General features: G+C 31.4%; 13 protein-coding genes. 8 read left to right on the top strand and 5 right to left on the bottom strand.

Going from position 1 to position 13,525, the window contains the following annotated elements:
* The first annotated feature begins 2 nt into the window (after positions 1 to 2).
* Positions 3 to 914, top strand: a complete 912-nt coding sequence (locus tag B5S50_RS03020) for a glycyl-radical enzyme activating protein (RefSeq protein ID WP_217303059.1) — start codon at positions 3 to 5, stop codon at positions 912 to 914.
* 41 nt (positions 915 to 955) lie between these two features.
* Positions 956 to 1,633: a fructose-6-phosphate aldolase gene (locus B5S50_RS03015; protein WP_217303058.1), complete on the top strand. Its 678-nt coding sequence runs from the start codon at positions 956 to 958 to the stop codon at positions 1,631 to 1,633.
* A gap of 313 nt (positions 1,634 to 1,946) precedes the next feature.
* On the opposite strand, the gene B5S50_RS03010 is transcribed toward B5S50_RS03015, so the two are convergent.
* Positions 1,947 to 2,501, bottom strand: coding sequence for a rubrerythrin family protein (locus tag B5S50_RS03010; RefSeq protein ID WP_217303057.1), 555 nt, complete (start codon positions 2,499 to 2,501; stop codon positions 1,947 to 1,949).
* Positions 2,502 to 2,810: 309 nt separating this feature from the next.
* On the opposite strand from B5S50_RS03010, the gene B5S50_RS03005 reads away from it, so the two are divergent.
* Entirely contained in the window at positions 2,811 to 4,196 is a 1,386-nt protein-coding gene (locus B5S50_RS03005) for an IS4 family transposase (protein WP_217302042.1), read from the top strand.
* A 100-nt stretch (positions 4,197 to 4,296) separates the two neighbouring features.
* Here the strand turns inward: B5S50_RS03005 and B5S50_RS03000 are convergent, their stop codons facing one another.
* The 3 genes from B5S50_RS03000 to B5S50_RS02990 form a co-directional block, all read right to left on the bottom strand.
* Positions 4,297 to 4,938, bottom strand: coding sequence for a chloramphenicol acetyltransferase (locus tag B5S50_RS03000; RefSeq protein ID WP_217303056.1), 642 nt, complete (start codon positions 4,936 to 4,938; stop codon positions 4,297 to 4,299).
* Positions 4,939 to 5,257: 319 nt separating this feature from the next.
* Positions 5,258 to 6,085 (bottom strand): pentapeptide repeat-containing protein, encoded by an 828-nt coding sequence (locus B5S50_RS02995; RefSeq protein ID WP_217303055.1) that lies wholly within the window; start codon positions 6,083 to 6,085, stop codon positions 5,258 to 5,260.
* Positions 6,086 to 6,116: 31 nt separating this feature from the next.
* Entirely contained in the window at positions 6,117 to 6,344 is a 228-nt protein-coding gene (locus B5S50_RS02990) for a DUF2164 domain-containing protein (RefSeq protein WP_217303054.1), read from the bottom strand.
* 207 nt (positions 6,345 to 6,551) lie between these two features.
* Between B5S50_RS02990 and B5S50_RS02985 the strand changes: the two genes are divergently transcribed.
* From B5S50_RS02985 to B5S50_RS02970, 4 genes are read left to right on the top strand one after another with little or no spacing between them, the layout of a single operon-like run.
* Positions 6,552 to 7,082: an RNA polymerase sigma factor SigX gene (locus tag B5S50_RS02985; protein ID WP_013239239.1), complete on the top strand. Its 531-nt coding sequence runs from the start codon at positions 6,552 to 6,554 to the stop codon at positions 7,080 to 7,082.
* A 3-nt stretch (positions 7,083 to 7,085) separates the two neighbouring features.
* The gene (locus B5S50_RS02980; protein ID WP_013239238.1) at positions 7,086 to 8,192 is read left to right on the top strand and encodes an anti-sigma factor; all 1,107 of its coding nucleotides are present in this window, start codon (positions 7,086 to 7,088) and stop codon (positions 8,190 to 8,192) included.
* Between the two features lie 5 nt (positions 8,193 to 8,197).
* Positions 8,198 to 9,103 carry an ABC transporter ATP-binding protein gene (locus B5S50_RS02975; RefSeq protein WP_217303053.1) on the top strand — a complete coding sequence of 302 codons (906 nt, stop codon included), beginning with the start codon at positions 8,198 to 8,200 and terminating at the stop codon, positions 9,101 to 9,103.
* Positions 9,103 to 9,960, top strand: coding sequence for an ABC transporter permease (locus B5S50_RS02970; RefSeq protein WP_217303052.1), 858 nt, complete (start codon positions 9,103 to 9,105; stop codon positions 9,958 to 9,960). Before B5S50_RS02975 ends, B5S50_RS02970 begins: the two co-directional genes overlap by 1 nt.
* A gap of 95 nt (positions 9,961 to 10,055) precedes the next feature.
* Here the strand turns inward: B5S50_RS02970 and B5S50_RS02965 are convergent, their stop codons facing one another.
* Complete coding sequence (locus B5S50_RS02965) at positions 10,056 to 11,651, bottom strand: AraC family transcriptional regulator (RefSeq protein WP_217303051.1); 1,596 nt, start codon at positions 11,649 to 11,651, stop codon at positions 10,056 to 10,058.
* A gap of 422 nt (positions 11,652 to 12,073) precedes the next feature.
* On the opposite strand from B5S50_RS02965, the gene B5S50_RS02960 reads away from it, so the two are divergent.
* Positions 12,074 to 13,525, top strand: a complete 1,452-nt coding sequence (locus B5S50_RS02960; protein ID WP_254306687.1) for an MFS transporter — start codon at positions 12,074 to 12,076, stop codon at positions 13,523 to 13,525.

Here is a 13,525-nt window from a genome sequence, read left to right as displayed (position 1 = left end):
AAGTGATTGGTAAAGTATTTGATGTTAGGAGATTTTCAACACATGATGGAGAGGGAATTAGAACCACAATCTTTTTAAAGGGATGCCCACTTCGCTGTGTGTGGTGCCAGAATCCAGAGGGCTTTTCCTTAGAGCCTAAGCTTATGTACTTAGAAAATCAGTGTATACACTGTGGAAGCTGTATTAAAGTGTGCAAAAATAAATCCATTACTTTAAAGAATAACAAGCTTTATATTGACAAAAGTGCGGTAGATGAGTGGAAAGATCCTATAGATGCATGCCCAGCAGGATGCTTGACTATGGATTGTAAGTTATATACTGTGGAGGAATTAGTGAAGTTTGTGTTAAAAGATAAAGCATTTTTTAAATATGGTGGAGGAGTTACCTTATCAGGAGGAGAACCACTTTTTCAAAAAGACTTTGCAATATCCCTACTAAAGATGTTAAAAGAAAATGGAATTCATACAGCAATAGAAACTTCACTTTACGCAGCTAAAGATACGATTAAGGATGCTCTTTTTTATTTGGATTCTATTTATGCAGATTTAAAAGTATTTAATAGGGAAAAACATAAAGAGTTAACTGGAGTTTACAATGATGAAATAAAAGAAAATATAAGATTTATATTGGAATCGAATAAAAGAAATAAGGTAATTATTAGAACGCCGCTTATTCCCAAAATGACGGCAACTAAAGAAAATATCTATGCTATAGGTAAATTTATCACTGGTATTTATCCAGATGTAAAATATGAATTATTGAATTATAATCCTCTTGCCAAGGCAAAGTATAATTTAGTGGAAGAAGAATATTGTTTTTACGATAATCCTAAAATATATACTGAAGATGAAATGAACGAGTTTAGAGAAGTGGCAAGAAACGCAGGAGTAAAAAGCCTCATTATTGAAGCTTAAAATAAATTGCAATATGCAGTGGAAGAAAGGAAATCAGGTTTATGAAACTTATTGTAGATTATGCAAATTTAGATCGAATTAAGGAAATGTATGCTTATTATCCAGTAGATGGAGTAACTACTAACCCATCTATTCTAGCTAAAGAAGGAAAAAATCCCTATGAGGTATTAAAGGCAATTAGAAAGTTTATTGGAAAAGATGCAGAACTTCACGTACAAGTTGTTTCCAAAGATGCTGAATCAATGCTTAGAGAGGCACATAAAATTCAACAAGAATTGGGGTCTAGTACTTATGTAAAGGTTCCGGTATCAAGAGAAGGATTAAAGGCAATAAAGGCTCTTGCAGCAGAAGGTGCTAATATTACAGCAACTGCTGTCTATACACAGATACAGGCTTATTTGGCAGGAAAAGCTGGTGCTAGCTATGCAGCTCCATATGTAAATAGAATTGACAACATAGGTGCAGATGGTATAAAAGTTGCAAAAGATATTCATGATATATTTAGAAAGAATGATTTAAAAACAGAAGTTCTTGCAGCAAGTTTTAAAAATTCACAACAAGTTTTAGAATTAGCGAAATATGGTGTTGGCGCCGCAACAGTTGCTCCAGATGTAATTGAAGGATTAATTAAATTAGATGCAGTTGATTGTGCAATAAAGGCATTTACAAAAGATTTTGAAAAGCTGTGTGGTGAAGGAAAAACTATGCTAGATTGTTAATTTAAGATTGAGCCTGTATCAAAATTATTTTGATACAGGCTCAATGTATTTGTCCGATGGCTACCAGCCGTAATACCCCCATCGCACTCTGTGAAAGCGACTATCACCAAATCAAAGATTTGGGATATCTGCTTTTCTTATAAAGTGGGGGATAACGGCTGTTACGCCCCTGGATAACGATTTCCCCTAAAGGATAACGCCTTCTAAGTGCTAAAGCACTAAGAATCCTGTTAATAAGTTTCAGATGGAAAAAAAAACTCCACCTGAAACCAAGAATTCTGTTTATGAGAAAACGTTAAAAATATTGTTGATATTAAAATTCTTTGAAAATTTCTTTCTTTGCACCACAAACTGGACAATCACTGACATTATCACCCATGTATGTATATCCGCAAATTGGACAAACATATATCTTTTGATTTGGAATATCTTTTCCTGATTTAGCTGCTTCCTGTGCCCCCTTAAACATATTGGCATGTATTTTTTCAGCTTCTAGTGCAAAATGAAATGATCTTTCAGCATCTTTTTCATTTTGAAATCTTGCAGTTTCAAGATATACAGGATACATTTGATCTACTTCATGAAGTTCTCCATTTATTGCTCCCTGAAGGTTTTTTACAATATCGGTATTTCCAAATACAGCACCAGCTGCAACTGTATTGTCACCAACTTGATTTTTAAGTACATTGAAATGATTTTTAGCATGTGCCCATTCTGCATAGGCTATGCCTCTAAAAAGTCTGGCAATGTTAGGATATCCAGCTTTCTCAGCATGATCTCCCCAAATGAGATATCTCATATGAGCCATACTTTCTCCACCATATGCAGATCGTAAAAAATCAGCGGTCATTGCATTATTTAATGCCATTTTGTACACATCCTTTCATATCTGTAATATATATTATTATCTATAATATATATTAATATTCATATGGTAAATTAAATTGACTACATAACTTGCAATAGCGCATTAATCATAAAACTGATTTACTTTTTTCAATATTAAATTTATCCGATGACTAGCTGCTCTAATACTCCCACTTTTCCAAGCTATACATTGCACATAAGTTTGGAATTTAATTGGTAAGTAACGTATACAGAGCCAAAACATACATTTGAACATTGATAAATAAATATATTAATATGCATATAAGATTAAATATTTCAGGAGGCTTATATGCATACTAATGATTGGGTACTACAGGAATTTAATGATGCACCTTTTGCAGATAATAGACTAAATGAAAGGTTAACTAAAATAGCTAATTCTTTCTACAAAAACCCTGAAAGTTCAATACCTCAGTCATGTAAAAGCTATGCTGCAACACAGGCAACATACAGATTCTTTAGTAACAATAGAGTTAAACCGGAGGCAATCCTAATGAGCCATAGAGAACAAACTATCGAGCGTATGAAAAAGTATGACACTGTCTTGGCAATACAAGATACCACCACATTAGATTATAAAGATCATCCTGCAACTAGAGGTTTAGGTATATGTGGTAACACAGAATATGACCTTGGGTTGTTAAATCATACTACCCTTGCAGTAACAGTAGAAGGTATCCCTCTTGGTATTTTATCAAGACATGTATGGACACGTGATCCAAAAAAACTTGGGAAACGGGTTACCAAACGTGAACGCTCTACATCAGATAAAGAAAGTCAAAAGTGGCTTGACGCTTTAGATTCAAGTCTCAAAGATGTTCCACAATACATAAATGTAGTTACTGTTTGTGATCGTGAAGCTGACGTTTATGATTTCTTCCATAAAGCAGTATCGGAAGAAAGAGATTTGCTCGTAAGAGTCACCCAAAAAAGGAGAGTTCTCGAAAACGGGAAGCATCTAATTCAAGAAATTGAGAGTAGTCCTGTAATGGGTCAAATCCTTACAAACATACCTAGAGACACTGAAAACAAACGTCCACCTAGAGAAGCTACATTATCTATCAAATATTGCCCTGTTACAATAAAACCTCCAGTTAATCGTAAAGATTCAAAGTTATTACCTAATCTTAAATTATATTTAGTTTTGGCAGAGGAGATAAATTCTCCCAAAGGAGTTAAACCTATATATTGGCTTCTTATAACAACATTGCTTGTAAAAAGCCTTGAACAAGCAGTTGAAAAAATCAAATGGTATAGGCAACGTTGGAAAATTGAACGTTATCATTATACTTTAAAAAGTGGTTGTAATATTGAGGAACTCCAATTAGAGACCTCAGAAAGCTTGCAAAACGCCCTTGCAATATATTCTATAGTGGCATGGAAGCTTCTTTGGTTAAAGCTCGAATCTGAGCAAAATCCAGAAGCAATATGCGATATAGTTCTGCAAGATCATGAGTGGCAAGCACTCCATTGCGTAATTAATCGAGTACCTATTCCACCAACTCAGCCTCCAACACTACAGGAAGCTGTACTTATGATAGCTAAATTAGGTGGATTTCTTGGTCGTAAAAGCGATGGTCAGCCAGGTGTAAAAGTTATATGGCGTGGTTTAATGCGCCTTAATGATATTGCACAAGGTTGGATTGCAGCTCGTTTACCAATTTCTTACCAATGATGTGTGCAATGTATAGCTTTTCCAAGTGGGAGTAAAGAGAAGCTACGTCCCTGGATAATGATTTCTAAGCATCAGGTGGAGTCAAAACTCCATCTGATGCTTAGAAACTCTGTTTATCTATTGTTTCTTGGATGCTGTTAATTAATTTACTTACATGATATCCATCAGCCACTGCGTGTGATATTGTCACAGTAAATGGCATTAACCATTTTCCATTTTCTTCATGATATTTCCCATAGGTTATAATTGGCATTAAAGATGGAGTTGATTCGCTGCTGTATGTTGAATATCCTGTAAATGTGAGCCATGGGACACAAGATATGCAGTAGAAATTTTTAGGCTGGTTTGCCTTAATTTTTACACCTTTAATATGTGAGTATTTTTTCATATCACATTTATAATTATCATAAAATTTATAAAAGTCATCTGTATATTCTGACCAAATGTCCGAGAATGTATGATCATCTTTATGAAAAATTGTATAGTTAGGATGGACAATATCATATACAATTAATTGGCTGTTTTCCCCAAGACGCATACGAAATTCCGGCATAGAATTTATGTTATAACTAACACAATAGATAAATGAAGGATAAAATTTTAAATTATTTTTTCTTAATGATTCCTTAAATAAAGTAACATCAAGATTTGCGGTAATACTATAGGCACATTTAAGCCGTTCAGTATAATATTTAAAGTGTTCACGCCTTTCCCATTTTTCAAAATCAACTACATGAAACATAAACTAACCCCTCATTCCTTTAAGTACACTATTTTAAAAGTGCGTACTATATTATAATTTAATTATATCCTAATTATAACATTTTTTAAGGGAAGTCAGAAATGACTTCCCTAGGATGTTTATCCGATGACTATCTGCTCTAATACTCCCTTATCCAAGTGGGAGTAAAGAGCAGCTACATCCCTGGATAACGATTTCCCCTAAAGGATAACGCCTTCTAAGTGCTTGAAGCACTAAGAAGCCTGTTAATAAGCATCAGGTGGAGTCAAAACTCCATCTGATGCCAAGAACTCTGTTTATTTAATAATATTAGCTATAATTATTTTGACCAATAGCTTGGGCGGATTATCATTATAGGCAGTTTTGTATGGGAATTACCCTTAGCTGTATTGATTTGAGACTGAGTAAGAAAGATGCTTTTTGAGAGATTGGCTTCGCTGAGATCAGCATCTCGCAGGTCAGCTCCAATGAGATCAGCATAACTTAAATCAACTCCTCTAAGGTTTGCAGCAATAAGGCATGTTCCCCTTAAGTCTGCACCTCTAAGATTAGTTTTTCTCAGGTCTGTACCAAAATAATCTAATCTGTGAGATAAAGGTTTTTTTCTATGAGCTCTGGAACGTATAAGCTCGCTTGTATTTCTAAGTATTACATTAACCTTGTTTCTATGAGTTTCTACATCTAGTGATAATAGAGAATCAATGTCAAGAAGAGTAAGGTCTTCGGTATTTTCAATTAAGGAGTTTATATTTTTTTTGATATTGCTATCTGTTTGTAGGGTATGTGCTTCAGAAAGATACCATAGTATTTCGTGAAGCTGTCTCATAATTAAAAAGGCATCAAACATTTTCTTAGCGTATTCAGAGCCTTGATGCCAATCACGTCCGCTGCAGGTAATCTGGGCTAATTTTTGACCAGCACCAAAACAATCATAGGAAGTACAACCTTTAAGGCCTTTGTTCCTAAGATTTTTGTGAACAGAACAGGCAAAGTCAGGTTGTAAATTTATACAGGATTTACCTGCATCTTTGTTAGTTGGAAAACCTTCGGACGCTGAGAAGTATAATGCAACGCAGCATAATCCAAAACATTTTTTACAGTCAACTCTCAATTCTTTATTACGTTTATCTTCATGCTTATATATCATATTTTTAACATTCTCCTAATTTGCATATGAGTTAATATATTTGAAGGGATAATAGATCTTCATTTCTATCAGTAATATATTTATAACAATCATAAACTCCCTGATTATAAAATTCTGAAGCTAATTCTTCTACTATAAAATCTAGTATCAAGCTTGAGGCTAAATCACCTAATTCTTCATCTCTTTCATTTAGAAAATAGTCCTTTATTGTAGAAATCATTTCTTGCTTTTTTTCTTTGTTTAATTTAATTTTGTTCATTATAGCATACCTCCATTTAAAATTGTTATTTTTCATGATTTTAAAATAGTTTATTAATTATATCATAATTCTTGTCATAATTTTTAATACTTATGTGTTAATATTATAGATACCAAATTTAACAAAAAAGGTATCAAGTATATTCTAGAATATATTAATCAAAAGCTTTTGAACAAGGTTACCTAGAAGGAGGAATACAGTCAAAATATGGGTGTTATCAGTTATTTTAAGAAGAAAAAATATGAGCAAAATTTTAAAGCTGTATATGAGAAATATTATGACACCATCTTCAGAAGAATTTCCTACCTTACTGGGGACATGCATGCAGCTGAAGATTTGGCGCAGGAAGTATTTATGAAGTTATATAATTCACCACCTGACCACAATAACATTGCTGCATGGTTAAATAAGGTTTCTACCAATACTTCCTACAATTATATAAGAAATAAAAAAATTCATGAGGGAAAAAATGAGATGATTTACAAAAAAGAAACAGATAACGTTATTTCAATTGAAGAAGTTGCAATTAATAATTGTGAGGTAGATTTAACTAAAAAAGTACTGAATGCACTTCCACCTAGAGATCGTATGTGTCTGGTTCTTAAATTTTCAGGATACAAATATAGTGAAATTGCAGAAATAATTGGAGTAGATAAAAACTCTGTAGGCACACTTATATCGAGAGCACAAAGAAAATTTAAAGAAAGCTATTTAAGCTTAGAAGAGAGAGGTGAATAAAAAGTGAAGTGTCTAAGTGAAGGAAGCATTCAAGCATATATTGATGGAGAACTTAGTAATACTGAAATAAAAGAAGTAGAAATGCACCTTTTTCAATGTGGAAAATGCAAAGAAGTTTATAAAGAATTGAAGTCTATAAATAGTTTTGCCGTGGAAAAACTTCAAGATTATGAGAGAGATTTTAAAATAAATCATGTAGAAATAGAAAATAGGGATATTGAAGTAAAAAATAAAAAGGGAGAGTTTAAAATTATGAAAAAATATAAAAAAATAGCAGCAGCAGCTTGCGCAGCCATTGTCATAACCACTTGTGTTTCTGTAGAGCCTATAAGAGCATCAGTTATTAATGCAGTTTCAATTTTTAGAGCAAAGGATATCAAAAGTGTAAATATTTCATTAGATGATATTACAAAACTTAAAAATGAACTTATAGACCATAAGGCAGATATTAATATTGATAAAATAGGCAAAGTTAAATATCAGGGCGGCGAACAAAAAAATGTTACTATAGATGAAGCAAAAAAAACACTGCCATTCACAATATCTATACCTCAAAATATGCAATCAAAAGAAGTAAAGAATATTTCAATAGATAAGCCTTCCAAAATGGATTTTACTTTAAATGTAGAAAATATAAATGGGCTTCTTAAATCTTTAGGAGGGAAAAAACTATTTCCTAAAGACTTAGATGGAAAGACTTTTTCTTTAAACATGGCTGGAGGGTTAAGCATTATGTATGAAGATTCAACAAATGGTGACCGTATAGCTGTTTCAGAAACCAAAGTACCGGAAATTGTGGCACCTGATGGTGCAGATGTGGATGAAATATTTAATGCACTTTCAGATCTTTCAGTACTGCCGCAAGATATGCAAAATCAGCTGAAATCCATGAAGGATTGGAAAAGTACTTTGTATATTCCAAATGTAGGAGGTAAATCTGAAGAAATGAATATAAATGGTATGAAAGCCATTGGATGCTTTGATACCAGTCAAAATGATAAGGAAAAGATACATTCTTCTATTTTAGTTCTTAAAGACAATGTTTTAATTAGCATTGATGGTAATGTAGATAAAAATAAATTACTGGAAACAGCAAAGTCTATGAGGTGATAAATTTGGTAATCGAAACAGAAAATCTTTCTAAAATATATGAGAATAACAAAGGATGCAGAAATATAAATATATCTGTAGCTAAAGGTGAAATTTATGGATTTCTAGGCCCTAATGGTGCAGGAAAAAGCACATTTATAAAAACCATTGTTGGGCTGCTGTTTCCCACTTCAGGAAATGCAAGTATATTAGGTAAGCCTATTGGGGATTTGGAGACCAGGAAAAGGATAGGATATTTGCCTGAACTTTTTAAATATCAAGAATGGATGACAGGATTAGACCTCCTGTCCTTCCACTCTTCATTATATAAACTTGATAAGAAGACTTCTTCTATAAAAATAGAAGAAGTCCTTGAAATTGTTAATTTAAAAGGTGCTGAAAAAAGTAAAATAGGTACTTATAGTAAAGGCATGCAGCAGAGAATAGGAATTGCAAGTGCTCTTCTTTGTGATCCTGAGCTCCTTTTTTTAGATGAACCTACTTCTGCATTAGATCCTATAGGTAGAAAAGAAGTTAGAGATATTATGTTGAAGCTAAAAGATATGGGCAAAACTGTATTTTTAAATAGTCACCTTTTAAGTGAAGTAGAAATGATCTGCGATAGTGCAGCTATTATAAGTAAAGGAAGTATTGTAAAACAAGGAAAAATCGATGATCTTTTAGAAGGAAACACTGTTTTGGATATTCATGTAGAAAATATAAATAATGAAATTTTAAATAAGCTTGAAAAAATTGATGAAGATATGACTTTCGATGGGAAAAACATTAAAATGCATGTTAAGGAAAACTATGAGATACATGAAGCTGCTTCAATAATTATATCAGGTGGCGGAAAGTTGTATGGACTTACTCCTCATAGAAATAGTCTGGAAGACATATTTATAAAACTTATTGAAGGAGGTGAAGAATAATGTTTATTATTGCACTTTCTACTTTTAAGGAAATTTATAGAAAGAAAATCTTTCACTTTATAGGCATATTGACTATAATATATCTTATCCTTTTAACTATTATTTTTAAATTTACAAGTAATAATGTGACTGGTAATAATGGCATGATAGATATGATTGCTAATCTTTCTTCAACTATTTCTATAATTGGGTTTTATTTTTCCAGCATACTTGTAGCATTTTTAACTATAATGCTGTCCATAGGAATGGTTTCTTCTGAAATAGAAAATGGAACTATTTTAACCATTTTAACAAAGCCAATTAAGAGAGAAGAATATATACTTGGGAAATACCTGGGTACAGCTATTCTTATTATTTTATACAGTACTTTTCTTTATATAGCAGTAATTATTATTTCCACTGTAAATAGAATATCTATGGTAGAAACTTTTGGGACAGCAGCACTTGCTAAGGGATTCTTGTTTTCTATTTTGCAGCCTTTGACTATATTATCAATATCTCTTTATGGAAGTACTAAATTCAAAACCTTAAATAATGGGATAGTAGTAGTGGCTTTATATGTACTTGGATTAATTGGTGGAGTGATGGAACAAGCAGGAGCATATATTGAAAATGATTCCCTTTCTACAATTGGAATAATTTCAAGTTTAATTTCTCCTTTTGAAGTAATTTACAGAAAAATGATTTCTACTATTTTTACTTTATTAGGAACATTTAATCCTATGTCAGGTTTTGGTTTTGGTATACCAGGGAAGTCTACTACACCAAGTGTATGGATGATGGTCTATGTATGTGTATATTTAGTATTTTTCATATTTATGAGTATTAAAGGATTTGCTAAAAAGGATATTGGCTAAAATACATGGTAGTAATTTATTTACTGCCATGTATTTGTTTGTCTTACGTATATTTAATATTGAAATACCCTAGGTGAACAGTTATCCCTTTGTTTTTAGATATATTTGGCTTTCTCATTTTGCTTTTTATACTGCATAGGAGTTAGACCAGTAATTTTTTTGAATGTTTTTGAAAAGTGTTTTTCATCACAAAAGCCTACTTTTTCAGCAATATTGTAAATTAGTTCGTCACTTGAAGAAAGAAGTTCTTTGGCTTTTTCTACTCTATAGTTAATAATATATTTTATAATGCTTGTACCAATCTCCTTTTTAAATATCTGACTTAAATATGAGTTGCTAATATTTAAGCTAGATGCAATAAGATTTACAGTAATATCTTCCATGTAGTGAATATGTATAAAGTTTAATACTTGAATAACTATAGAATTTTTTATCATATATTTGTTAGAAAGCTCAGACTTGAGCTGATTTATAGAATCTATAAACTCACTGCATTTATCCTCTATTGAGGTAAAGAATACTTTTTTGTTAGGTAAATTCCTTGGTAATATTTTTTTATATAGGTTGCTATACCTGTCAACTAATGTGGATGATAATGAAGCCTGGCAATAATAATAAAGATTATAGTCAAGACTTGGTTTTACAATATCTAAAAATAGTTTATATATTAAATTATTTAATTTAAAATTAAAAATATCATAATTTATAAGTTCTTTTATTTGCTTTAGAGTGTTGTCTACTAGGGGATAGTCTATTTCTTTTTTTATTGAATTGATATATTTTTGAGTGAGTAATTTGGCGTCAGAACAGAAAAAATTATATGCCTTTAAGCAATGGAAAGATTCATAAGCATCTCTCATACTTTCAATGTCTTTGATATAGCTGCTCATATATCTGAATGCTGTCTTAGATTTTGTTACGTTATTCAATTTGTTAGTAATTTCAAAAAGTTTATTTTGTTTGCTAGCAATACTTCTGCAATTAAAATCATTGATAATTATGCACAAAATATCGGGATTAATATAAAAAACCTCACCTCCACTGTACTCGTCAAGAACGGTTTGACATTCTTTAATAAATTCTTCTCCAGTTAAGTAGTAAATATTTTTATTTAAGTAGTGGTCTGAATATTCAATTTCCATAAGATTACAAATGTATACGTAGTAACCGTAATTATTTAGATTTAAGTGTACTTTTTTTTTATAATATAAAAATTCACTTTTAATTACTCCGCGTAAAATATCTTTTAGATATTCTGTTTTTTCTAGCTGACTGATTTTGAAGTTCATTACCAAATTTGAATTTTTCCCTTCACCAATATAGTTAAAATGACAAGTATATTTTTCACTTAAAGACTGAGTAAAAAAGGATTTTATTTTATTAATATAAGTAATGTCCTTGTGACTTGTAATAGAGTAGATAATTTGATTTTCTGAAATAACATTAAAAATTAGAAGCATTGGATATATATTTGACATTGTTAAATCATAGAAAAAGTTATGAACTTTATATACAGGGTGTTTAAGTTGAAGAATTATAACTTGAGCATTAAGTTCTATTGCTTTTTCAATACTATTTTTATAAGAGTTAGCAATATAAGAAATAGAAAAATTACTTTTAGTTGTTCTGTAGAAGTTATATATCATATTAGCAATTTTATCTTCTGCATATAAGATAACCTTAGAAAACATTTACATAGTACCCCCCCAGACTATCTAAGTTACTAGTATAGATTTTTAACTATGATTTTATTGTATATATATATTAGAAATTTGTAAATATTATTTCCAAAATATATAAAAAGTTATATGTTCAAAAAAATATATTTAAGAATAACAGATAACTAAATTAATATAGAAAAGTACACGTTTTCATAAAAAAAACACACTTAAGTTAGGACTAAATAATATAAAATTAATAATTGAAAAGTGGTGAATAAAATAAAAAGGAGGAGCTAAGCTTTTGAACTATGCCATTTTATTTAGAAGGTACATTTTGCAATCGTTTACTATTATTAAGAAGTTTTAAAAATTGTAAGCTATGCTGTATATCTGGTTTTATGTTGTTTAATCTGATAATACAAGTATAAATTCGAAAAGGAGTTGACGAAATAGTGGCAAAAACTATAAGTTTATATGAAAAAAGTGGTGACAATCCTGGTTTTTATAAACTTCCAACCAAAGAAGTAGTAGGATATTCACTTGTAGATGGTGGAATGAATTTAGTTTTTCAGTCAATTTTAATGTTTCTCACATTCTACTATACTGATGTTTACGGATTAACTGCTGTAGAAGTTTCTGTTATGTTTCTTATTTCTAGAGGATGGGATATTATATGGGACCCTACCATGGGTATTATTGCAGAAAGAATGAATCCAAAGCATGGTAAATACAAAAGTTATCTTATTTATGGAGCTATTCCCTTTGCCATTGCAGGTATTTTGACTTTTACAGTACCTAATTTGGGACATACGGGCAAATTGATATGGGCATATGCCACGTACAATTTGATGCTCACATTATATACTTTCATAATTAATCCATATGTATCTTGTACAACTGTCATGACAGCAGATCCTATGGAAAGGACTAGGCTAAATTCCGTAAGAATGATGTTTGCTCAGTCCGGTGGTGTGGTAGTTGCACTGTTTATTCCTATTTTATCGCAATTTTTCGGCAGAGGTAATGCAGCAAAAGGTTACCAGATGACTATTATTTTACTTTCTATTATTTGTGCGTCCATCTTGATTTATAGTTATACTACTTTGCATGAACGTATCAGAGTAAAATCTCATCTAGATCCAGTTACTTTTAAAGGATTTATTTATCAGATTACACATAATAAACCAGGTGTCGTATTATTTTTACTATTTGTTGGTGTTTATGCATTCTCGTCTATACAATCAGCTTCAGGAATTTATTATATGACTTATAACGTAAATAGAAAAGATCTAGTTGCTTTATTTTCTATGTTGAATGTTTTACCTTCAGTTGTGGCAGTTCCTTTTGTGCCTACGCTTTTTAGACATATCAAAAAGAAAAAAACTGTTGCACTTGGTTTGATTTTAGGTGCCATTGGATCAGCAGCTTTATATATCATTCCGGTTTCACAAATTGCAGCAATGATGATAGCTAAATCAGTAGCTACATTTGGCTATGGTATACTTATGGGCAGTTTGTGGTCAATCATTCCAGATGCAGTTGAGTACGCTGAGTACAATACTGGCAAAAGACATGCCGCAGTTGTGTACTCACTTATTACTCTTGGATTAAAGGTTTCATTAGCAGTAGGGGGAGTTATACCTACGTTGATATTAGCTAATGTTGGATATATTCCTAATGTACCTCAAACTGCAAAATCGTTGAATGGAATTTTAATTATGACATCTATTTTGCCAGCTGTTGTCTGTGTAGTTACATTGATCATATTCATGACATTCTATAATTTAACAGAAGAAAGAGTAGCTGATATAATGGCTGAATTAGACATAAGACATAAAAATGATAAAGAAAATTGTTTGGTTGAGTTAGTAGAGGAAATCCCTGACCAATCAACAAAATTATAA

Origin of the sequence: Clostridium sp. 001, assembly GCF_019056555.1 — a bacterium.
GTDB classification, from domain to species: Bacteria; Bacillota; Clostridia; order Clostridiales; family Clostridiaceae; genus Clostridium_B; species Clostridium_B ragsdalei.
The sequence above is the reverse complement of the archived record's forward strand: the minus strand, read 5'-3'. Positions and strand labels throughout refer to the sequence as shown.